This window comes from Cronobacter sp. JZ38 (genome assembly GCF_008932145.1).
Taxonomy (GTDB): domain Bacteria; phylum Pseudomonadota; class Gammaproteobacteria; order Enterobacterales; family Enterobacteriaceae; genus Cronobacter; species Cronobacter muytjensii.
Window position 1 is genome coordinate 3,982,604 of sequence record NZ_CP017662.1, and the last position, 22,085, is coordinate 4,004,688.

Annotated in this window: 16 protein-coding genes, 1 tRNA gene and 1 pseudogene; 6 read left to right on the forward strand and 12 right to left on the reverse strand. The window is 55.4% G+C overall.

Annotation, left to right across the window (positions count from 1 at the left end; genetic code table 11):
- The 4 genes from BJP61_RS18760 to BJP61_RS18775 all read right to left on the reverse strand — a co-directional run bounded on the left by BJP61_RS18760 (position 1) and on the right by BJP61_RS18775 (position 4,307).
- On the reverse strand, positions 1 to 1,932 hold the full coding sequence (locus BJP61_RS18760) for a site-specific DNA-methyltransferase (RefSeq protein WP_171999042.1): 1,932 nt from the start codon (positions 1,930 to 1,932) through the stop codon (positions 1 to 3).
- 135 nt (positions 1,933 to 2,067) lie between these two features.
- The gene (locus BJP61_RS18765) at positions 2,068 to 2,607 is read right to left on the reverse strand and encodes a hypothetical protein (protein WP_171999044.1); all 540 of its coding nucleotides are present in this window, start codon (positions 2,605 to 2,607) and stop codon (positions 2,068 to 2,070) included.
- Between the two features lie 176 nt (positions 2,608 to 2,783).
- The gene (locus tag BJP61_RS18770; protein WP_171999046.1) at positions 2,784 to 4,034 is read right to left on the reverse strand and encodes an integrase arm-type DNA-binding domain-containing protein; all 1,251 of its coding nucleotides are present in this window, start codon (positions 4,032 to 4,034) and stop codon (positions 2,784 to 2,786) included.
- A 188-nt stretch (positions 4,035 to 4,222) separates the two neighbouring features.
- Positions 4,223 to 4,307: transfer RNA gene (locus BJP61_RS18775), tRNA-Leu, on the reverse strand.
- 260 nt (positions 4,308 to 4,567) lie between these two features.
- Here BJP61_RS18775 and BJP61_RS18780 point away from each other — a divergent pair.
- The 3 genes and pseudogenes from BJP61_RS18780 (at position 4,568) to BJP61_RS18790 (ending at position 7,296) form a co-directional block, all read left to right on the forward strand.
- Positions 4,568 to 5,584: pseudogene (locus tag BJP61_RS18780) on the forward strand (HNH endonuclease domain-containing protein).
- Complete coding sequence (locus tag BJP61_RS18785; RefSeq protein WP_171999048.1) at positions 5,584 to 6,162, forward strand: class I SAM-dependent methyltransferase; 579 nt, start codon at positions 5,584 to 5,586, stop codon at positions 6,160 to 6,162. Before BJP61_RS18780 ends, BJP61_RS18785 begins: the two are co-directional and overlap by 1 nt.
- Positions 6,163 to 6,276: 114 nt before the next feature.
- Positions 6,277 to 7,296: an NAD(P)-dependent alcohol dehydrogenase gene (locus tag BJP61_RS18790; protein ID WP_038865293.1), complete on the forward strand. Its 1,020-nt coding sequence runs from the start codon at positions 6,277 to 6,279 to the stop codon at positions 7,294 to 7,296.
- 114 nt (positions 7,297 to 7,410) lie between these two features.
- Here BJP61_RS18790 and BJP61_RS18795 read toward each other — a convergent pair whose 3' ends face one another.
- From BJP61_RS18795 to lptF, 7 genes are all read right to left on the reverse strand, one after another.
- Positions 7,411 to 8,028: a hypothetical protein gene (locus BJP61_RS18795; RefSeq protein WP_171999050.1), complete on the reverse strand. Its 618-nt coding sequence runs from the start codon at positions 8,026 to 8,028 to the stop codon at positions 7,411 to 7,413.
- Between the two features lie 19 nt (positions 8,029 to 8,047).
- Entirely contained in the window at positions 8,048 to 8,773 is a 726-nt protein-coding gene (locus tag BJP61_RS18800; protein ID WP_171999052.1) for a PD-(D/E)XK nuclease family protein, read from the reverse strand.
- An 18-nt stretch (positions 8,774 to 8,791) separates the two neighbouring features.
- On the reverse strand, positions 8,792 to 10,456 hold the full coding sequence (locus BJP61_RS18805; protein WP_171999054.1) for a hypothetical protein: 1,665 nt from the start codon (positions 10,454 to 10,456) through the stop codon (positions 8,792 to 8,794).
- Between the two features lie 317 nt (positions 10,457 to 10,773).
- On the reverse strand, positions 10,774 to 12,411 hold the full coding sequence (locus tag BJP61_RS18810; protein ID WP_171999056.1) for a glycerone kinase: 1,638 nt from the start codon (positions 12,409 to 12,411) through the stop codon (positions 10,774 to 10,776).
- A 60-nt stretch (positions 12,412 to 12,471) separates the two neighbouring features.
- Positions 12,472 to 12,939 (reverse strand): hypothetical protein, encoded by a 468-nt coding sequence (locus BJP61_RS18815; protein ID WP_038865304.1) that lies wholly within the window; start codon positions 12,937 to 12,939, stop codon positions 12,472 to 12,474.
- A 67-nt stretch (positions 12,940 to 13,006) separates the two neighbouring features.
- Complete coding sequence (gene lptG / locus BJP61_RS18820; protein ID WP_038865306.1) at positions 13,007 to 14,089, reverse strand: LPS export ABC transporter permease LptG; 1,083 nt, start codon at positions 14,087 to 14,089, stop codon at positions 13,007 to 13,009.
- Entirely contained in the window at positions 14,076 to 15,188 is a 1,113-nt protein-coding gene (lptF, locus tag BJP61_RS18825; protein ID WP_038865308.1) for an LPS export ABC transporter permease LptF, read from the reverse strand. Before lptF ends, lptG begins: the two co-directional genes overlap by 14 nt.
- A 269-nt stretch (positions 15,189 to 15,457) precedes the next feature.
- Between lptF and pepA the strand changes: the two genes are divergently transcribed.
- The 3 genes from pepA (at position 15,458) to BJP61_RS18840 (ending at position 20,518) form a co-directional block, all read left to right on the forward strand.
- Entirely contained in the window at positions 15,458 to 16,969 is a 1,512-nt protein-coding gene (gene pepA, locus BJP61_RS18830; protein WP_038865310.1) for a leucyl aminopeptidase, read from the forward strand.
- A 229-nt stretch (positions 16,970 to 17,198) separates the two neighbouring features.
- On the forward strand, positions 17,199 to 17,660 hold the full coding sequence (locus tag BJP61_RS18835; RefSeq protein ID WP_038865312.1) for a DNA polymerase III subunit chi: 462 nt from the start codon (positions 17,199 to 17,201) through the stop codon (positions 17,658 to 17,660).
- A 2-nt stretch (positions 17,661 to 17,662) separates the two neighbouring features.
- Entirely contained in the window at positions 17,663 to 20,518 is a 2,856-nt protein-coding gene (locus BJP61_RS18840; protein WP_161580754.1) for a valine--tRNA ligase, read from the forward strand.
- Between the two features lie 193 nt (positions 20,519 to 20,711).
- On the opposite strand, the gene BJP61_RS18845 is transcribed toward BJP61_RS18840, so the two are convergent.
- Complete coding sequence (locus BJP61_RS18845) at positions 20,712 to 21,914, reverse strand: DUF898 family protein (protein ID WP_171999058.1); 1,203 nt, start codon at positions 21,912 to 21,914, stop codon at positions 20,712 to 20,714.
- Positions 21,915 to 22,085 lie beyond the last annotated feature (171 nt).

Consider the following 22,085-nt stretch of genomic DNA (forward strand, 5'->3'; position numbering starts at 1 on the left):
TTACAGGCTGTGCAGGTTAGTCAGGCCGTGTTGTTCCAGAATGGCGCAAAGATTAGTTTTAGCAATATTATTTTCAAATGCGTCATCAAGGAAATAGCAGACAGTATCTTTGCCAGCCTTCAAACTCTTATGCCAGTCGATGATCCCCTTGGTCAGTTCTTCTACTGAAGATGCAGGGATTTGTTTAGCAAAGCAGGTAAACAATTTGCCACCGTCAACGCAAGAAACGGTTAATCCATCAAACTGACGGATTTCAATGTTTACACTCAAGTCAATGCCACGTTTTAGCATTAACTCTGTGAGCAAATCTTCTTCACTACGGCCTTCAAGGATTGGGCTTACATAGGCATCAATCTGTTCTGAAAGGGTTTCTGCTGTGGCTTCCCACGGAAGGATATTAGATGTATCGAGTTTGAAAACACGAAAACCAACATCTCCTTTCCATTCTGGATTGTCTTCACGAACTTTTTTACCTGCACGACGCAGGCGCTCTTTAGTTAACTCGGAAATATTTGTAGCTACGCCAAGAGAGCGACAGTAATCATATGCTGTTTTTTGCTCTTTATTAGTATCCGACAGATTCTCAGGTAATTGTACAAGTATAAATCTACGAGATTTCAATTCCTCAGCACATACTTTAAATACAGCGTGACCTGTAGTACCGGATCCAGCAAAAAAATCAAGAATAATATCATCTTCATTTGTCATATTCTTAATGAAGAATTCAAGCAAAGATACAGGCTTAGGGTAGGGAAACACTTGCAATCCAAAAAGATCTCTTATGTCTTTTGAACCATGTTCCGTCCTACCCACTTCTTTCTCTGGTAAATAGGTGGAAACTGACATTTTAAGAACATCAGTTCCATATTTTCTAATTGCTTTTTCCTTGTCTTCGCTCTCGAAGACTCGGAATGCAGGTTTAGATAATTTCAAGAATTCATAATCACCCGGAAAGACAATTTTTCCCAAGGATAGATACTCAGGGATTGTATCTGCCGTTACAGACCATGTCCTTGTCTCGTTGGCAGGATACTTATCCCCATTTTTGGGGTTGACTATAGTAAAATAAGAGTTAGGTCTTTGTTCCTTGGTTGTATTTTTGGTTAAATCTTGAAGGCGCCATCTATCCTCAAAATCATCTGTCTTATAGTATTTACGTTCGCCCTCTCTGCCTGCACGAAAATCTTTATTAGCATAAGCGATGATCCATTCGACATCATTTGAAACGCCAAAAGGAACATCAGCTTTTGCTGTTCTTGAGCGCCAAGGAAATACTCCGACAAATGATTCTTCCCCGAATAACTCATTCATAACTTGCCTCAGGTTTGCAGACTCATTATCATCAAGACTTACCAATATAACCCCATCGTTTTTAAGTAGATTTTTGGCAAGTTTTAAACGGGGATAAATCATATTCAGCCAGTCAGTATGAAACCTTCCGCTGGTTTCGACATTCGAGGTAAGTTGGATACCATTTTCAAATTGATTTGTCAGTTCTAGATAGTTTTTCAAATTATCTTTGAAATTATCAGGATAAACAAAATCCTTGCCAGTGTTATAAGGTGGATCTATAAAAATTAGCTTAACTAGCCCTGAATAGCTTTTCTGCAAAAGCTTCAATACCTCAAGGTTATCGCCTTCAATCATTAAATTACGTGTAGTATCCCATTCAAGACTTTCTGATATAATTGGGCGCAAGGTCCCTCTTGATGGCGTTAATGCAAGTTGGCGAGCACGACGCTTTCCATTCCAATTAAACCCATAGCGTTCATCTTGACTATTAGAGTTATCACCCAAAATCTGTTTCAATACGTCATAATCAATATGGTTATCAAAAAAAATTTCAGGAAATAAAGATTTTAGTTTTTTTGCGTTTTCCTCGAAAAAGGTATTAGTGTCCAATCCAGTAATATGACTATCTTTTTTAATCATTTGAAGATACCAGTTGTCAAAATAAATGTGCTTACTATACCACGAAAGCTTGTTTAATTCAATTAACTAAGTTACCTTCTAATACCTGTCTTAAAGACTTATTATAAATAATAAGTCTTTAAGACATAAATAGCATTAAATTATATACTCTAATAAAGTAACCATAGGTCTTGATTGTTTAAGTGCAACATTTGGTGACTCCCGATGTTCACGATTATAGGTTGTGAAGTTTTTAATGTCATTTTGACCAAACCATCCAATAATAGCAGCTTGGTTTAAGCTAGGCACAGTTACTCTGGTTGCCCCAGTTTCCTTTGGGTTGATTGTAAGCCAGAAATATACTTGAATATTTACTTCTGTCAGCTCGTTTTTTTTAGTCGCTAATTTAAAGTTATCAATAATGTAGTCAATATTTTTCAAGGCTGAAAGAGAAGACTTTACTGAACAATAAACATTACCTCCTTTATTTTTTAGCAAAATGTCATGGCCATGATCTGGTTTTTTTGATGATTTATCAACACTGGAAACGGCAAACTTACCATTATTATTAAGCCACTTGATTACCATTTTCTCAGCGACTTCTCCCATTAAAATATTGTTGAACCTTTCCAGTAAGTCACGTTCGTGTAAATCAGCTCTGTCTCTTATATGAAAACAAATACTTTTAGCATTCATTATGCATTCTTCGAACTCGTCAACACCTAATTTTATGAAAACAATGTCCTTTTCGGTTATCATAACAATGCCCCATGTCAAAAATTATCCAGTCAGCTACTGAATATATTTTGCATCAAAAAAGGCAACGTTACGAGCCTCATGCCTGCTAGAGAGCATAATGCTTCGCCGTTCGATCAGTTATGAGCAAACTCAAACGGCCTGACCGCTCTTTCTCGATTGGCATCGAGATAGTCAGCCCACCACTGAAGCATTAGCCTCCGCTCATCGAGATGTTCAGCAAGATGGATGTAAGCAGCGCGAACGTTATTACGCTCCTGATGGCTCATCTGACGTTCAACAGCATCTTTTGACCATAAACCGGACTCGATCAAGGCACTGCAGGCCATAGATCGGAAACCATGTCCACAAACTTCCGTTTTAGTGTCGTAGCCCATTGAGCGCAAGGCCTTGTTAACAGTGTTCTCACTCATCGGCCTATCCGGCTGGTGATCGCCTATGAAGACCAATTCGTAATCCCCACTGATTTGATTTATATCTTTTAACACTTCCAGTGCCTGACGGCTTAGAGGCACGAGGTGAGGGCTACGCATCTTAGAACCACGATGTGAGTGCTTTACGCCCTTCATAGGTTCTCGTTCTGCTGGTATCGTCCAAAGCGCATTTTTAAAATCGATTTCTTCCCATCTTGCAAAACGCAGTTCACTTGAACGTATGAATACCAGCAGTGTTAGTTTTACTGCCAATTTAGTCAACTTTCGACCTTTAAAGCATTCGATACGATCGAGCAATTCGGAGAAGTGTTCGAAATCCAGAGCTGGGCGATGCACACGTTTAGCTACAGCGATTGCGCCAGCCATATCTTGAGCTGGATTATATTCAAGTAGACCATTCTGTACCGCAAAACGCAGGATTGCAGTCGTTCGCTGTTGGAGACGCGAAGCTACTTCATACCGCCCACTCGCCTCTACTACCTTTATTGGAGCGAGTAGATCCCGAGTTTTCAGTTCCGAAATCTTACGTTTACCTAACGCAGAGAAAAGATTATCCACTAAGCTTTTAAGCACCCGCTCACTATGGGACTCCGACCATTTTTTGCTACAGGATGCATGCCAATCTCTTGCTACAGCCTCAAAGGTTAGTGCTCCGCTTTCTTCAATCTTGTCCTCTTTTTTCTTTTGAGAGGGATCGATACCATCAGATACCAGTTTCTTCGCGGCATCGCGCCTCTTACGAGCCTCTGCCAATGAAACCATTGGATAAACCCCTAACGCCAGCATCTTCTGTTTGCCACTAAAACGATATTGAAGACGCCAGTATTTTGAGCCATTGGGGTTAACCAACAGGTGCATCCCCTCACCATCGGTAAGTTTGAAAGGTTTGTCTGCAGGCTTAACTGTTCTGACTTTGATATCAGTAAGAGCCATAGATCCCCCTCCCCGTGTTGGTATCAATTTCAATCGAACCGAAGCTACCAACAGTTATACCATCATTTGTTGGTAGATGTTGATATACGACAGTAGACTTTAATAGACCTAAACCAAGAGGTAGGATTTCTAAATGATTGATTTTGTATACGTAAATAGACTTTAGTAGACGAAAAAAAAGACTTGATTGGTGCCGAAGGCCGGACTCGAACCGGCACGTATTTCTACGGTTGATTTTGAATCAACTGCGTCTACCGATTTCGCCACTCCGGCACGGAAGGGATGCGGAAAACGTTGCGATTATACCTGTCAGGGCCCGCCATGCAAGCAGCGCTCTTGCGCCGTCCTGTCGAGTGCTGAAAATTTCATCATAGCGCATCGCCCGCTCTCCCGCCCTGCCGCCTATCCCCCGCTCATAAATTCACCAAAGCAATCATTTGCAGGTTTACATCACCTTTCATTTGGTATGTGATCCCGTTACGGGTTCCACTACTTGCGCGGCTCGCCCTCCTCGCTCCCTGACAGGACAACTTATGGATTTTTTCGAGAAAGATCCCACGCCGGAAAACTACTGGCGCGGCGTGATCCTTTTTGGAAACAACTTCGCCACGTACAAATTCGCGCTGGCGCAGGCACTCTGTGAGGTAAAGCGTGAAAACAGCCTCGTAAAGCTTGAGGATCTGGCGCTGCCGTTCAGCGCACATATCTGCGCTCACCTGAAAGAAGCGCCGTAGCAAATCCTCAACGTTAAGCGCCCCGGTCAGTTCATCATTGCCTGTCAGCAGTTTAACGAGCAGGCGATAACTCACGGGCAACTGATTGAAGCCACGGTCCGGCACGGCTTTAACGTGGTGCTCAAAGCGTTCCATAACGTGAGCGGCGGGCCTGTGGCGAAGCCGTTTTTCATCAACGAACCGCGCGCCCATAAAGCCATCCGCCTGACCGATGACTTTTATCGCCTCACGGAAAGCGCGCAGTTCGCGAATCTCACGCAGGAAACGGACGCGCGCTGGCGGCTGGTCGAAAAAGCCTGGCAGATGAATCTGCCGCCACAACTGCTGGATGTCCATTACGACGCGGAGCAGGAAACGCTCTTCACCCGCTTAAGCTCATCGCGCATCACGCTGACGAGCTGTCGCAACAGCCTGAACGGCTACCAGAAGGGCCACTGTTTTTACTGCAACGCGCCCATCAGTCTTGAGAAACATGACGCGACGCTTGCGGATGTCGACCACTTTCTGCCGCTCGCGGCACAGCTGCCGGGCCTCAACCTGAATGGCGTCTGGAATCTGGTGCTCGCCTGTCGCGGCTGTAACCGCGGCGAAAACGGCAAATCCGCCCGCGTCCCGACGCTTACGCTGCTCGCGCGGCTGCACGCCCGTAACGAATACTTTATTAGCAGCCGCCTGCCGCTGCATGAGGCAATCATTAACCAGACGGGTAATAATGAGCGCCTGCGTAAAACCTTCCTGCAGGACGCCTGGAACGCCGCCTTCGCGAACCGCCTGCAACAGTGGGAGCCCGCGCTGCAACAGGAGCTGATTTTCTGATGACGCAAAACTATTACCAGACGCACTCGCAGGCCTTTTTCGACGGCACCGTCGCGGTCGATATGTCCTCGCTGTACGCCGCCTTCACGCCGCACCTGCCTGCGGGCGCGCGCGTTCTGGACGCGGGCTGCGGCTCCGGGCGCGACGCGCTCGCGTTCCATCGCATGGGCTATGACGTCGACGCCTTCGATGCCAGCCGCGAGCTGGTCGCGCTGGCCCGCGCCCACAGCGGCCTGCCGGTAAAGGAGATGACGTTCCACGACGTGGACGCCGTTGAACACTACGACGGCATCTGGTGCTGCGCGTCGCTATTGCATCTCTCGCATGATGAACTCCCCGACGCCATGCAAAAGCTCTCCAATGCTCTCAGGCCCGGCGGCGTCTGGTATCTCTCGTTCAAATATGGAGAGGGCGAGCGTGAACAGCAGGGGCGGCGTTTTACCGATATGAACGAAACCCGCCTGACGGCGCTGCTGGCCGCGTTTCCTGAGTTGTCTGCGCAGGCGCTGTGGGTCACCCAGGATAAACGACCAGAGCGCCGCGAGCAGTGGCTGAATGGGTTGCTTGTAAAGCGCTGAACCCTGACGCTGCCCTACCCCCTTTCACACTTTGAGCCATGCTCAGTGCGTGAACAGTCTCTGTAACCTGAATGTTCTACAATCTCCGGGATATCCACAACAAAGGAAACCGCGATGACCATCATCAAAAGTTACGCCGCGCACGAAGCTGGCGCAGAGCTTGAGCTCTATGAGTACGACGCAGGCGAGCTGAAGCCTGAGGATGTGGAGGTTGAGGTTGAGTACTGCGGCATCTGCCACTCCGATCTCTCGATGATCGACAACGAATGGGGCATTTCGGCGTATCCGCTGGTTGCGGGCCACGAGGTGATTGGCCGCGTGAGTTCACTGGGCGCCAGCGCGCAGAACAAGGGCCTGAAAGTGGGCCAGCGCGTCGGTATCGGCTGGACGGCGTCGAGCTGCGAGCACTGCGACGCGTGTATCAGCGGCAATCAGGTGAACTGCCAGCACGGCAGCGTGCCGACTATCCTGAACCGCGGCGGTTTCGCCGATAAAATTCGCGCGAACTGGCAGTGGGTGATCCCGATGCCGGAAAATATCGACGCCGCCTCCGCCGGCCCGTTGCTGTGCGGCGGCATTACGGTGTTCAAACCGCTGCTGATGCATCACATCACCGCCACCAGCCGTGTCGGCGTTATCGGCATTGGCGGCCTCGGCCATATCGCCATCAAGCTGCTGCGCGCGATGGGCTGCGAAGTGACAGCGTTCAGCTCGAACCCGTCAAAAGAGCAAGAGATCCTGGCGATGGGCGCGGATAAAGTGGTGAACAGCCGCGACCCGAAAGCGCTGGAAGCGCTGGCCGGCCAGTTCGATCTGATCATCAACACCGTGAACGTGTCGCTCGACTGGATGCCCTATTTCCAGGCGCTGGCCTGGGGCGGGAATTTCCACACGGTCGGCGCGGTGATGAAGCCGTTTGAAGTCCCGGCGTTCTCGCTCATTATGGGCGACCGCAGCGTGACCGGCTCCGCGACCGGCTCCCCGCACGAGCTGCGCTCGCTGATGAAGCTCGCGGCGCGCGCTAAAGTGGCCCCGCAAACCGAAGAGTTCCCGATGTCGCGCATCAACGAGGCGCTGCAACACGTGCGTGACGGCAAAGCCCGCTACCGCGTGGTGCTGAAAGCGGATTTCTGAAGTTAAGAGTAAAAGCAAAGGCGCCACGGGCGCCTTTTTTTATGGTTTGTCGCATGGGGTAACGGGTTTCAAATGGTGATGCCTGCGCTTACCGCCCCAGCAACTGCAGGTGTGTTACTTTGCGCTTATCGACGTCAGTAGTTCATCAAACCACGGTACCGCCTGTTTAAGCGTCTCCAGCGCGCTACGCAACGGCGCAAAGACCTCATCGTCTGGCGCAAATTCGCCATACTTCTGCCAGGTTTGCGCCAGCAACTGCGCATCCAGCGTGACAGGCAGAAATAAAACGCCACGGCTATTTTTACGAAAACCGAGCTCATCCAGTGCGTTAAGCAACGCCTGCTGGGCAGTGCGTAGCTTTTCATTCACCGCTCTCTGGCCGCCAAAGCGTCGGTAATCAGGAACAAAACGAAACCCATAAGGGCTACGGCTCACGCCATCATCCGTTAATAAAGCGAGATAGTAATCGTTGCCACTATCCTCAACCGGCCCAACGTCAAACCAGGCACGAACGGGTTCCTCTTCCATAGCCCAGGTCATCCAGCAACTGCCCCGCTTCTGGAGGTCAAATTCCCCCTGCCAACCCGTCGCTTCTGCAAAAGTTTCCAGACACTGCGAAAAACCTGTCCAGAAAGCCGGGTCGAGCTGCGTTTCAAACAGCGTTACTGCCTCGTTGAACATCGCGAGCCGGGAGAAAATCAGCGCGCCAGCGTCTCGTTGTGTATCCTGCATATCATGGGCCTCATTAACATTAAAACTGGCGGATATGATGAAGAAAGCGGCGTGCCGCCTGTTCAGCCATATGGCGTGTGGGCGGTTTCTCAACTGGCTCCCTGAAGTGCGGGCGCAGACCATGCTCCAGCACGCGAGCCAGGGTCTTCCAGCTGATACAGCGTGTATTGTCGCCGGAGGAACAGGTGCGAGGTGGCCTGCCGTCAGGCGTCAGAAACAAAATGGCTGAAGCCCGTTTACCCGCGCGGCGGGCCGCCGCAGCGGCGTAACGTGCCAGTTGATCCGGCTGTTCACCGGCATCGATTTTGGCTTCAATGAGCAGATAAAAGGTATCGGCATCAATCACGATATCCACCCGTTCGCTGCTGTTGCCATCGGGGAGCGCTTCGGCTTTTACACGACAGGTATGAAATTCTACCGGCAGGACATGGGCCAGTAACGCCTGAAGCGCCAGCGCGCCGAAACCATGGCTGCCTTTGGGATCCAGCAGCCAGGCCAGCACCCGCGTATTCGCGACTTCCTTGCGAGAAAGCCCCGCCACGGCCCATGGGTCGAAAAGCGGAGCGCTGGCCTTATGGGTGTCGAACGCCTGCGCCAGGCTATCCATAAATGAGATGAGCGCCGCGGAATCATACGGCGCAGTTTCCTTGCGAGCGCGGGGAGAAGGTTCAACCGTGCGAACCCGCGCAAACGCGTCAAAGAACTGCGAGAGCGTCTCGTGCAAGGTAGAAAGCGGCTCACTCATGGCGCGGTTCTCCTTTTCTCAGGTACGCCATTGCACCACTTTCTGAATCACCTCATGCACCGGCACCACGCCATAGAGCATCTCGTCCTGCGAAATCCAGACCGGGGCCGCCAGCAGCAGCGCGGTGGCGATAGCAATAGCCAGCAGCGAGCCGAGCAGCCAGCGGCTGCGCAGCCTTCCCTGCTGCTTGCTCCATGCGGTGAGCGGCTTGCCAAACTGGCGGCGGAGCCAGTTGCTTCGCCACAGATAACCCGCCAGCGTGCCGACCAGCGCAATACAGACCATCGGTATGCCATGCGCCAGGGCGATACCCTGTAGCCCCGCCTGCACATTCCACACGCCATCAATATGGCCAGGGGCTGTCAGGTATATACGCCCGGTATCGACGTTCATCATTCCCTGCCGTTGCCAGGTCGTTACCACCGGCAGCAACAGATACATCATCAGCGCCGTGAACAGGCTCCACTTCGCCATCGACCAGCGCTGCACCGCGCTGACGATATTGCCGAGGCTTGCGATCGCCTCGTTGAGATACGGCGTGGCGAACGCCCGGTTCAGCGCCTCGCGAAGCGCGTCGCCCCGCTTGCCGCGGCTATGTTCGATAAGCATCGCCTGGTGCGCTTCTGATTCCATAAACGTCTGCACCGTTTTACGGCTGGCAGCCCCTACCCACGGGTTGCGGCGTTTGCCCGGCGTCGCCTGGCGCACCAGCATATCGAGATCGTTTTTGAGCAGCGCCTGTAATACGTGCCCGGCATCGAGGATGTGCGGCGTCACGCCGTAGAGGATCCAGCGGATGGGCTCGTCGCCCGCTTCCGGGAGCGGGCTTTCCAGCCGGCCAAAAGGTACGTTCGCGTCATAAATGACATGCACGTCGCGACGCGCGTAATCCACATCATTGTATGTCAGCGCAACCGGGCCGTAACTGCCGAGCGACGGCACGCCCGCCTTATATAGCCCCTCGCGGATATACTCCGGCACGTCGGCCTGCGGGTAGACCAGTTGATAGTCCGGCGTGGCGGTCGCTTTCAGTGAGGTAATGTGTGAAATCACGCCTGTGCCGCTACAGGGTACACACTGTTTTTTACCGGAGCCGCCGCAGCCGTTACAGGTCACCCTGCCGCCGTAACAGGTGGGGCAGCTCTCGTAGTAGTTTTCGATACGGTTTTGTTTGGTGTAATGATCGTAATAACTGCGCTGGCGCATCACCTGCCCGCTGCCGCCGCAGCCATAGCAGGAAGTTTTCCCGGAGCCGTGACATTGGCCGCAGTTCACCGAGCCTCTGCCGTGGCAGTTATTACAGTTTTCCGTAAGGCAGACGCGCATCGGGTGAAAGTAGACCGCCTCTTCACTTTGCCAGTCGCCATAAGGGCGCGAGAGCAGCGATGCCCGCGCGTCATCCAGTGTTTTGTCGCGTGCGAGTATGGCGCTGGTCTGCGCCTGTAAAGCACGCTCATACTCCGTGCGCGAGTGGCAGACATCGATATCCCGCCCTGCGGAAACCCGCCCGGCCTGGCTTGTCGTGTCGGTACGGACGTTAAAAATCAGCCGCAGGCTTATCTGGTAGTGGAAATCGATATAGTCGACAGGCACGACGCTAAGCTCGCCCGACTCAAGGCGCGTGGAGTCGCGAACGAAGTTCTGGATGGTGGTATCGCAGGCGGCAAGCCAGGCGTCTTTCATGATGTCTCCTCAGGCGAAATAGCCCGTCAAAATGCAGGCCGCCGTCCGAGTGGGCCGCTCATCGCGTTTTAAAGGGGGAAAAGGCGGAATGGTAGCATAGCGCGGGAGAAGGCTATGCTCCTGATTCTGGTGGGGATACGGGGAGGTACGTGGTGTAGTCATAGTGGCGTGGTGGACGCGCAAGGCTCACCTACACAACATCAGAGCATGAGGTGGCGCGGTGGGTTCAGGGCTTTACAGGGCGGGTAAGCGCAAGCGCCCCCGCCATCAGACGTGAATAATCATAAAGGTGGGTGCGCTTCCCCCCTGCAGCATCGCTATGTCATCGCCTTAAACACTTCGGCGATGGCGACCGCGCCCGGGTCTTCTACTCCTTCGAGGTTATCGCGCCCTATATAGGACGAGCGCCCGGCCCTGGCTTTGCCCATCTGCGCGGTGGCCTTCGCCCCCTGCTCTGCGGCCTGTGCGGCGGCGGCGAGATCGTGGCGCTGCAACGCCTCCAGCGCCGGTTGCAGGGCGTCGATAAGCGTGCGGTCGCCAGGCGCCGCGCCGCCGTAATGTTTCATCTGCGCAAGGCCCACCAGCAAGGCGTCGGGTAACGGCGCCCCCTCGGCCACCTCCTGCCCGGCGGCGGTGAAAAATATCGACATCAGCACGCCGCTGGAGCCGCCCATCACAGTGGCGAGCCGCTCACCGATAAGCTGTAACAGCGCGGCGGTGTCGTTCAGCGGCAACTGGTTTTGCGCCAGCTTCTGCGCAATATCGCGCGCGCCTGCGGCAAAAGTGGAGCCGGTATCGCCGTCGCCCACCTTTGCGTCGAGCGCATTCAGCCGCGCCTCCAGCGCAATAAGCGTCGAAGTGGCATTGTCCACCAGCGCCCGGACATGCGAATTATCAGACGCCACGGCCTCCACGCTGTCGCGCACCCGCGGATGCGGCTCGGTATGCACTTCGCCAGACGGCACCGGCGGCAGCCAGCCTGCGGTCTCTACCGGCGCGGTGAGCGCCTGTTCAAAGGTGTCGTTAAGCGGCAGCAACGAGAGCGAAAAGCCTTTCATATCCAGCGCGCTCACCAGCGGCGCCGGGCCAATAAGCCAGTCGATGCGGTCTTTCAGCGCCGAGCGCGATAGCTCACGGGTCAGCAGCGACATTTCAAGCGTTGAGGTGCCGCCGAGGTTATTGATCAGCACCGCGAGGCGCGCGTCGGCGGGCACATGCGGCGCGAGGCGTTCCACCAGCATATCGACGATTTCCCGGCTGTTCTGAGTGCTAATGGTGCTCGCTCCCGGTTCGCCATGAATGCCAAGCCCCAGCTCCGCCTCGCCGGGTTTGATGCGCCCGTCCTCGTCTCTGCTGCCCGGCAGATTGCAGGTTTGCAGCGCCACGCCGAGGCTTTTTACCGCGTCGCTCGCCTGCTGCGCCAGCGCGCGCACGTCACTCAGCGATTTCCCCTGTTCGGCGGCGAAACCGGCGATTTTATGCACCAGCGCCGTCCCGGCGATGCCGCGCGGCTGCTTGTTATCTTCGAGCGCCACGTCATCCGCGACAATTACCATCTCCACGTTCAGCCCGAGGCGTTTGGCTTTTTCCGCCGCCAGCCCGAAGTTCAGCCGGTCGCCGGTGTAATTTTTAACAATCAGCAGGCAGCCGCGATCGCCGGTAACCGCCACGATGGCGTTCAGCACCGCCTCCACGCTCGGCGAGGCAAAGAGGTCGCCGCATACCGCCGCAGTGAGCATTCCCTTACCGACAAATCCGGCATGGGCAGGCTCATGGCCGGAGCCGCCGCCGGAGATAACCGCCACGTTGCTTTTATCCCAGTCGCGGCGAGCCACAACGCGGATGGCGGGGTCGATATCAAGGCGGGTAAGGTTTTGATGGCGAGCGGAGAGGATCAGGCCGTCAACGGCGTCATTAATGAGGTGTTTACGGTCGTCAAAGAAGAATCTGGACATGATTTCCTGCGAGTCAGTGAACGGTATGCAAAGCATAGTCGTTTCACAGGCAGGCGGCACTCAGCGCCCGTATTCGCCGTAGCCGCGCCGCTGTTGCAGGCGGTCCAGCCAGCGCCCAGCGAAGTGAACGCCCACTAACACCACAGCCAGGCACGCCGTGTGCAGCCAGAAGGCGACGCGCCCGTCAAAAATAAAGAAGCTGATAATGAAATACGGCAGCGTGGCGACCGCTGTCGCCAGCAGCAGATGCTCGCCGAGGGTAAACAGGCGCAGCACGTCATCGGCATCCGCCTCCTGGGCGGAACCTGCCGTCACGACGCCCACCGCCAGGCTGCGGCTATCGACATGCCGTGCGAGCAGCACGAAGAACAGCGCCAGCAGGGCAAACAACCCGGCTTCGCACAGGAGCCATGACAGCGCATCGCGAAAATAAAAGTAAGTACCCGCTATCACCGCCAGCACAAGCACTTCCGGGATGAAGACAAGATAAGAGACAAACAGCAGTAACAGCGAGGCGAGTCTTTTCATGGCATCCCTGCGAACGTGAAAAGCGAAGAAAACGCACTCCCCCAGGCGCGAGGGAGCGCGGCAGGCGTCAGGCGCGTTTCATCAGCAGCCAGAGGCTTATCAGGAAGAAACTGGCGCTCGGCAGCAGCGCGCCGATAATCGGCGGAATGCCGTACACCAGGCTCAGCGGGCCGAAGATCTGATCCAGTACGTAGAAGATAAAACCGAAGCTGATGCCGGTAACTACGCGCACGCCCATCGGTACGCTGCGCAGCGGCCCGAAGATAAACGACAGCGCCATCAGCATCATCACCGCCACCGAGAGCGGCTGGAAGATTTTGCTCCACATATTGAGCTGGTAGCGGCTGGCGTCCTGACCGCTCGCCTTCAGATACGTGACGTAGTTGCGCAGGCCGCTAATCGACAGCGCATCCGGATCGAGCGCCACAACGCCAAGTTTGTCCGGCGTCAGGTTGGTTTTCCAGGTGCCGGTCAGCGTCTGGGAGCCGGTAATTTGCTGCGGATCTTTCAGGTTCGATTCATCCACCTGCGACAGGCGCCACAGCTTGTGTTCAGCATCGAACTTCGCGCTGGCGGCGTAGCGCACCGACTGCAAGCGTCGCTTATCATTAAACGAATAGATGCTGATGCCGCCAAGCTCGTTCTCGCCTTTTACGCGTTCGATATAGACGAAGTTGCTGCCGTCTTTCGCCCACATGCCCTGCTGGGTCGAAAGCAGCGAGCCGCCATACATCTGCTGCGCGCGCAGGTTACGGGCCATCTGCTCGCCCTGCGGCGCCACCCATTCGCCGATGGCCATCGTGAAGATCACCAGCGGAATGGCGGTTTTCATCACGGCCGCCGCCACCTGCATACGCGTAAAGCCGGACGCCTGCATGACCACCAGCTCGCTGCGCTGCGCCAGCATCCCGAGGCCCAGCAGCGCGCCGAGCAGCGCGGCCATCGGGAAGAAGATCTGAATATCTTTCGGCACGCTCAGCAGCGTATAGGTCCCGGCGCCAAGCGCGGTATAGCTGCCTTCGCCGGTCTTTTTCAGCTGATCCACGAACTTGATGATGCCCGACAGCGACACCAGCATGAACAGCGTCATCATTATGGTGTTAAAAATTGTTCTGCCGATGTACCGGTCGAGAACGCTAAATCCCAGCATCGATCACTCCCCGACGCGCAAAACGGGCGCGAATGCGGCGCACCGGCACGGTGTCCCACAGGTTCAGCGCTACGGCCAGCGCCAGATAAAGCAGGTTGACGGCCCACATCCAGATCATCGGATCAAGCTTGCCTTTCGCGCCGTTAGAGCGCAGCGAGGTCTGGAGCAGGAAGAAGATAAGGTAGAGCAGCATCGCGGGCAGCATTGAGAGCACGCGGCCCTGACGCGGGTTGACCACCGAGAGCGGCACAACCATCAGCGCCATCACAATGACCGCGAACACCAGCGTCAGGCGCCAGTGAAACTCGGCGCGGGCCGATTTGGAATCGGACTGCCAGAGCGTTTTCATGTCCATCTGCTCGGCATCGTCCGGATCCAGCGCCACGGCCTGATGCCCGATAATCGCCTGGTAATCTTTAAAATCGGTGATGCGGAAATCGCGCAGCAGCGCGGTGCCCTCAAAGCGGGTGCCCTGATTGAGCGTCACCACCTGCGAGCCGTCCTTACGCTGGGAGAGCTCGCCGGAATCCGCGACAACCACGGAAGGACGCGCGTTGCCTTTCGGGCGCAACTGCGCCAGGAACACGTCTTTGAATTTGCTGCCGTCCACGCTTTCGATGAACAGCACCGCGTTGCCGTCGGTCGCCTGCTGAAACTGGCCCTGCGCGAGCGCCGCCATGCCGGGGTTGGCTTTCGCCTCCGCCAGCACTTCGTCCTGATGGCGCGACGACCAGGGGCCGGCCCACATCACATTGACCGCGGCGACAATGCCAGTCAGCAGCGCCAGCACCATCGCGGCCTTCACCAGCACCGCTTTGCTCAGCCCGCAGGCATGCATCACGGTGATTTCGCTTTCGGTATAGAGCCTGCCGAGCGTCATCAAGAGCGCGAGGAACAGGCTTAACGGCAGGATGAGCTGCGCCATTTCCGGCACGCCCAGGCCAAGCAGAGAGAGCACGAGATTAGTCGGGATATCGCCGTCCACCGCCGCGCCAAGAATTCTCACCAGCTTCTGGCAGAAGAAGATCAGCAGCAGGATGAACAAAATCGCCAGTTGGCTTTTGAGCGTCTCCCGAACCAGATATCTTATGATTATCACATTAAATACGCCTGTGAATACGAGTCTTTTTGCAGGAAAATCGCTTGTTTCATGGCTTAAACGTCATTTATTCTCTTGAGTCGTCGAAAAGATCGCTAAGATTACATATCTTAACGGCTTCGCGCTTCAAGCGTTGCTGACGAGCCGAAACCAAAACAACATTCGTTAAGATTAACACGAAGTCATCGCAACAGCGGAGCAAGAGTTACGAAGTGGTCAATTCTATCTGTAGCCGCCGCCGTTGTCTTTAAGATTCAGGAGCGTAGTGCATGGAGTTCAGTGTAAAAAGCGGGAGCCCGGAAAAACAGCGCAGTGCCTGCATTGTGGTAGGCGTTTTCGAACCGCGCCGTCTCTCTCCCATCGCCGAACAACTCGATAAAATCAGCGACGGCTATATCAGCGCCCTGCTGCGTCGCGGCGAGCTGGAGGGCAAACCGGGCCAGACCTTGTTGCTTCATCACGTTCCGAATGTGTTGTCAGAACGTATCCTTCTGATCGGCTGCGGCAAAGAACGCGAGCTGGATGAGCGCCAGTACAAGCAGGTGATTCAGAAAACTATTAATACCCTGAATGATACCGGGTCGATGGAAGCGGTCTGCTTTCTGACCGAGCTGCACGTCAAGGGCCGCAATACCTACTGGAAAGTGCGCCAGGCGGTTGAAACCGCGAAAGAGACGCTCTACAGCTTCGATCAGCTCAAGACCAACAAGAGCGAGCCGCGTCGCCCGCTGCGTAAAATGGTATTCAACGTGCCGACGCGCCGTGAACTCACCAGCGGCGAACGCGCTATCCAGCATGGCCTGGCGATTGCCTCCGGCATTAAAGCGGCCAAAGATCTGGGCAACATGCCGCCGAATATCTGCAACGCCGCTTACCTCGCCTCGCAGGCCCGCCAGCTGGCGGACGCGTTCAGTAAAAACGTCGTCACTCGCGTCATCGGCGAGCAGCAGATGAAAGAGCTGGGCATGCATTCGTACCTCGCGGTCGGGGCAGGCTCTCAGAACGAATCTCTGATGTCGGTCATTGAATATAAAGGCAGCAGCGAGCCAGACGCCCGTCCGATTGTCCTGGTGGGCAAAGGGCTGACCTTTGACTCCGGCGGCATCTCGATCAAACCCTCCGAAGGGATGGACGAGATGAAATATGACATGTGCGGCGCGGCGGCGGTTTACGGCGTGATGCGCATGGTAGCCGAGCTGAACCTGCCGGTGAACGTCATCGGGGTGCTGGCGGGCTGCGAGAATATGCCTGGCGGACGCGCATATCGTCCAGGCGACGTGCTGACCACCATGTCTGGCCAGACCGTTGAAGTGCTGAACACCGACGCTGAAGGTCGCCTGGTGCTGTGCGACGTGCTGACGTACGTCGAGCGCTTCGAGCCGGAAGTGGTGATTGACGTCGCGACGCTGACCGGCGCGTGCGTTATCGCGCTTGGTCATCACATCACCGGGCTGATGTCGAACCACAATCCGCTGGCGCATGAGCTTATCGGCGCTTCGGAACAGGCGGGCGACCGCGCGTGGCGTCTGCCGCTGGCGGATGAGTTCCAGGAACAGCTGGAGTCCAATTTCGCGGATATGGCGAACATCGGCGGCCGTCCTGGCGGGGCGATAACGGCGGGTTGCTTCCTGGCGCGCTTTACCCGCAAATATAACTGGGCGCACCTGGATATCGCCGGCACCGCGTGGCGCTCTGGCAAAGCCAAAGGCGCGACTGGCCGCCCGGTAGCGATGCTGTCGCAGTTCCTGCTGAACCGCGCCGGGTTTAACGGCGAAGAGTGATGTTAAAGGCCGGGGCTTACCCGGCCGTAACAACTGTCCGCAGGGCGAGTCAGCGCGGCGCGCCCGCCGCAAATATTAACGGTGGATGCGCGTCGCTTATCCACCCTGCCAACACCCTACATGCACGACGGCGGCGAGGCACTTCCCCGCCGGGCGGGTCAGCGCAGCGCCACCCGCCATTCCCAGGCAGCCAACAACGAGGCAACGTGAAAGACCACGGGTTTAGCTTATGAAAAACGCAACGTTCTACCTGCTTGACAACGACACGCCCGTCGACGGGCTGAGCGCACAAGAAGCGCTGGTGTGCGACGTTGCCGCAGAACGCTGGCGCGCGGGGAAACGTATCCTGATAGCCTGCGTCGATGAAGCCCAGGCGACCCGCATCGACGAGGCGCTCTGGAAGCGCGATCCGGACAGCTTCGTGCCGCATAACCTGGCGGGCGAAGGGCCGCGAGGCGGCGCGCCGGTAGAGATAGCCTGGCCGCAAAAACGCGGCAGCAGCCCGCGCGAGCTGCTGATAAGCCTGCTGCCGGATTTCGCAGCTTTTGCCACTGCTTTCTATGAAGTGGTAGACTTCGTACCTTACGACGAATCCCAGAAACAACTGGCGCGCGAACGCTACAAAGCCTATCGCGCCGCCGGTTTCCACTTGACCACGGCCACCTTCACGGCGCCCGGAACGACACAGTAGAAATGGAAAAGACATATAACCCCCAAGATATCGAACAGCCGCTTTACGAGCACTGGGAGCAGCAGGGCTATTTCAAACCCAACGGCGACGAGAGCCAGGAAAGCTTCTGCATCATGATCCCGCCGCCAAACGTCACCGGCAGTTTGCATATGGGTCACGCCTTCCAGCAAACCATCATGGACACCATGATCCGCTACCAGCGCATGCAGGGAAAAAACACCCTGTGGCAGGTTGGTACTGACCACGCCGGTATCGCCACCCAGATGGTGGTTGAGCGTAAGATCGCCGCTGAAGAGGGCAAAACCCGCCACGATTACGGCCGCGACGCGTTCATCGACAAAATCTGGGAGTGGAAAGCGGAATCCGGCGGCACCATCACCCGCCAGATGCGTCGTCTGGGTAACTCGGTCGACTGGGAGCGCGAACGCTTCACTATGGATGAAGGTCTTTCCAACGCGGTGAAAGAGGTCTTCGTCCGTCTTTATAAAGAAGATCTGATCTATCGCGGCAAGCGTCTCGTTAACTGGGACCCGAAACTGCGTACCGCCATCTCTGACCTCGAAGTGGAAAACCGCGAGTCGAAAGGCTCCATGTGGCACATCCGCTACCCGCTGGCGGACGGCGCGAAAACCGCTGACGGCAAAGATTACCTGGTGGTCGCCACCACGCGTCCGGAAACCCTGCTGGGCGATACCGGCGTTGCCGTTAACCCGGAAGATCCTCGTTATAAAGATCTGATTGGTAAATTTGTCGTGCTGCCGCTGGTGAACCGCCGCATTCCGATCGTCGGCGATGAACACGCCGATATGGAAAAAGGCACCGGCTGCGTGAAGATAACGCCAGCGCACGATTTCAACGACTACGAAGTGGGTCGTCGTCATCAGTTGCCGATGATCAACATCCTGACCTTTGACGGCGATATTCGCGAAAGCGCGGAAGTCTACGACACCAAAGGCAACGAATCTGACGTTTACTCAAACGAGATCCCGGCGCAGTTCCAGAAAATGGAGCGTTTCGCCGCGCGTAAAGCAATCGTGGCGGCCGTTGATGAACTCGGCCTGCTCGAAGAGATCAAACCGCATGACCTGACCGTGCCTTATGGCGATCGCGGCGGCGTGGTTATCGAACCGATGCTGACCGACCAGTGGTATGTGCGCGCCGATGTGCTGGCGAAGCCGGCGGTGGAAGCGGTTGAGAACGGCGATATCCAGTTTGTGCCGAAGCAGTACGAGAACATGTACTTCTCCTGGATGCGCGATATTCAGGACTGGTGTATCTCCCGCCAGCTCTGGTGGGGTCATCGCATCCCGGCGTGGTACGACGATCAGGGCAACGTCTACGTTGGCCGCAGCGTTGACGAAGTGCGCCAGGAAAACAATCTCGGCGCGGATGTGGCGCTGCGCCAGGACGACGACGTGCTCGACACCTGGTTCTCCTCCGCGCTCTGGACATTCTCCACCCTCGGCTGGCCAGAAAACACCGACGCGCTGCGTCAGTTCCACCCGACCAGCGTGATGGTCTCCGGCTTCGACATCATTTTCTTCTGGATTGCCCGCATGATCATGATGACCATGCATTTCATCAAAGATGAAAACGGCAAGCCGCAAGTGCCGTTCCACACCGTCTACATGACCGGGCTTATCCGCGATGACGAAGGCCAGAAGATGTCCAAATCCAAGGGCAACGTGATTGACCCGCTGGATATGGTTGACGGCATTTCCCTGCCGGACCTGCTTGCCAAGCGCACCGGCAACATGATGCAGCCGCAGCTGGCGGAGAAAATCCGCAAGCGCACCGAGAAGCAGTTCCCGGACGGCATCGAGCCGCACGGCACCGACGCCCTGCGCTTCACGCTGGCGGCGCTGGCCTCGACCGGTCGCGACATCAACTGGGATATGAAGCGCCTCGAAGGCTACCGCAACTTCTGTAACAAACTGTGGAACGCCAGCCGCTTCGTGCTGATGAATACCGAAGATCAGGACTGCGGCTTCAACGGCGGCGAGAAAGTGCTGTCGCTGGCGGACCGCTGGATCCTGGCGGAATTCAACCAGACCGTGAAAGCGTACCGTGAGGCGCTGGATAACTTCCGCTTCGATATCGCGGCGGGCATCCTGTACGAATTCACCTGGAACCAGTTCTGCGACTGGTATCTGGAGCTCACCAAGCCGGTCATGAACGGCGGCTCTGAAGCCGAGCTGCGCGGCACCCGCAACACGCTGGTCACCGTGCTGGAAGGCCTGCTGCGTCTCGCGCACCCGATCATTCCGTTTATCACGGAAACCATCTGGCAGCGTGTGAAAGTGATTGCGGGCATCAATGCCGACACCATCATGCTGCAGCCGTTCCCGGCGTTTGACGCATCACGCGTGGACGACGCGGCGCTGGCCGATACCGAGTGGCTGAAGCAGGCCATCATCGCCGTGCGCAACATCCGCGCCGAGATGAACATCGCGCCGGGCAAACCGCTGGAACTGCTGCTGCGTGGTTGCAGCGCTGACGCTGCGCGTCGTGTGAACGACAACCGCGGCTTCCTGCAGACGCTGGCGCGCCTCGAAAGCATCACCGTGCTGCCTGCCGATGACAAAGGTCCGGTATCCGTGACCAAAATTATCGACGGCGCCGAACTGCTGATCCCAATGGCGGGGCTTATTGATAAAGACGCCGAGCTGGCGCGTCTGGCTAAAGAAGTCGCCAAAATTGAAGGTGAAATCGGGCGCATCGAAAGCAAACTCGGTAATGAAGGCTTTGTGGCTCGCGCGCCGGAAGCCGTGATCGCGAAAGAACGTGAAAAACTCGCGGGCTATCACGAAGCGAAAGCGAAACTGATTGAACAGCAGGGCGTGATTAGCGCGCTTTAATTGCTGTGTTTAATGAAAAAGCCGGGGCGACCCGGCTTTTTTTATTCCTGCTCGCGGCGATTAATTTCCCTTAATACCAACGGGCGACATTATCCCCTGCCCGTTTATTCTGGCGGACGTAAAATATAAAAAAAACGGCGCTCCTGAGAGCGCCGTTTTTATTTACCCGGACGCGAGGCCCGAAGACGTATTTTCAGAGTGCGAAAGGCAGAACGGAGAAACCGCGGCCCAGCACGCTTGCCGGATCGTTACGCGGCTGCTCGTCGTGATCGACCAGCGCCAGGTTATCCAGCTCGCCATCCACATGGGTATTTTCCAGCAGGTAGCGGGTCAGGCGCACTTTCGCCCACGGCCACGCCAGGCCAGCGGTAATACCGCAGACGATGAAATTGCTCAGGATCAGCCACACAAAGGTGCCGACGCTCGCGGTGGAGCGGAATTTGATACCGCCCTCGAGGGACATCTGCTGATAAGCGTAGTTACGCACTTTAACGAACGCGAAGCTAAAGCAGACCAGGATGCCGACAAGATAAACCATATAGGCCATGAACATGGTGGACAACATCGACAAGCCCGCGCTCATCATGGCTTCTTCGCTGGCCCCACCGTACAGGCTTTGCTGTAAAACCTGGGTCATCATCGGAACGACCATCACCATCACGATAACGATAAACGGCACAAACAGCAGCATCGCTTTCAGATAGATAAAGGTGCAGGTTTTCACGTTCAGGTTAATGGCGAAACGGTGTTTACCGTATTGCAGATTATTGACCAGCAGCCCGTACCACTGGGCGGCGTAAATCCCCTGCATCAGCGCGGTACCGCCGAGGCCAACAACGATAGAGAGCACAATGCCGACGATAATGCCGGTCAGGCTGGCGCTGGAGCCCGCGAGGGTAAACACCAGAGAGATAACCACGAAGATAAGCACGGCAATCAGCAGCGGGCAGCCGAGCATCACCCACCATGCGCGCAGCGGGCTCGCTTTAAAGCTAAAACGCATCCCGTTGAGCTGGGTCATCAGCAGCTGGTAGCGCAGGCCCTGCATAATCAGGAACGGCGCGAAGGCGATAAACAGCACCACCATGCACAGCGTTAAAAAGGTATTCTCATGCACCGCGTTAATCAGGAACACGACGTAGAGGATAGCGAGGCACAGCCAGCCGACGAAAATCGCGCGGCCCGTGGCGTGGTAAGAAAAACGCGCGCCAGCAAGCTCTGTATTTTCATAGAAATAACGGCGCGCACGCACCATTGCCCAGGGTAAAAACAGCCCGGCGGTGAATACCGTTAACAGTATGTTGACCAGCCAGACGGGGAAATAACCACCGCCGCTGCCCTGAAACGAGAATGCGTGTGTCTTATTCCCTGCCAGGAATTTATTATCGTCTGACATAACAATCCTTATTCTGTAAAAAAGAAAAAAAGCGCCGTTATAACCCTTAACTTCTTAGGGTTAATTCAGTGCGTACTTTAGTGTAATAAAGGCCAAAGAAGAATAATAGCAACCAATATTCCTGGGCTTGCGTGTCTCTTCTGGTAATGGTATTAAGCACAACATTATGTT

Bases quoted from the DNA above. Each gene is read 5' to 3' on its own strand.
- BJP61_RS18760 (WP_171999042.1), bottom strand. From the start codon at position 1,932: ATGATTAAAAAAGATAGTCATATTACTGGATTGGACACTAATACCTTT.
- BJP61_RS18765 (WP_171999044.1), bottom strand. From the start codon at position 2,607: ATGAATGCTAAAAGTATTTGTTTTCATATAAGAGACAGAGCTGATTTA.
- BJP61_RS18770 (WP_171999046.1), bottom strand. From the start codon at position 4,034: ATGGCTCTTACTGATATCAAAGTCAGAACAGTTAAGCCTGCAGACAAA.
- BJP61_RS18785 (WP_171999048.1), top strand. From the start codon at position 5,584: ATGACGCAAAACTATTACCAGACGCACTCGCAGGCCTTTTTCGACGGC.
- BJP61_RS18790 (WP_038865293.1), top strand. From the start codon at position 6,277: ATGACCATCATCAAAAGTTACGCCGCGCACGAAGCTGGCGCAGAGCTT.
- BJP61_RS18795 (WP_171999050.1), bottom strand. From the start codon at position 8,028: ATGCAGGATACACAACGAGACGCTGGCGCGCTGATTTTCTCCCGGCTC.
- BJP61_RS18800 (WP_171999052.1), bottom strand. From the start codon at position 8,773: ATGAGTGAGCCGCTTTCTACCTTGCACGAGACGCTCTCGCAGTTCTTT.
- BJP61_RS18805 (WP_171999054.1), bottom strand. From the start codon at position 10,456: ATGAAAGACGCCTGGCTTGCCGCCTGCGATACCACCATCCAGAACTTC.
- BJP61_RS18810 (WP_171999056.1), bottom strand. From the start codon at position 12,411: ATGTCCAGATTCTTCTTTGACGACCGTAAACACCTCATTAATGACGCC.
- BJP61_RS18815 (WP_038865304.1), bottom strand. From the start codon at position 12,939: ATGAAAAGACTCGCCTCGCTGTTACTGCTGTTTGTCTCTTATCTTGTC.
- lptG (WP_038865306.1), bottom strand. From the start codon at position 14,089: ATGCTGGGATTTAGCGTTCTCGACCGGTACATCGGCAGAACAATTTTT.
- pepA (WP_038865310.1), top strand. From the start codon at position 15,458: ATGGAGTTCAGTGTAAAAAGCGGGAGCCCGGAAAAACAGCGCAGTGCC.
- BJP61_RS18835 (WP_038865312.1), top strand. From the start codon at position 17,199: ATGAAAAACGCAACGTTCTACCTGCTTGACAACGACACGCCCGTCGAC.
- BJP61_RS18840 (WP_161580754.1), top strand. From the start codon at position 17,663: ATGGAAAAGACATATAACCCCCAAGATATCGAACAGCCGCTTTACGAG.
- BJP61_RS18845 (WP_171999058.1), bottom strand. From the start codon at position 21,914: ATGTCAGACGATAATAAATTCCTGGCAGGGAATAAGACACACGCATTC.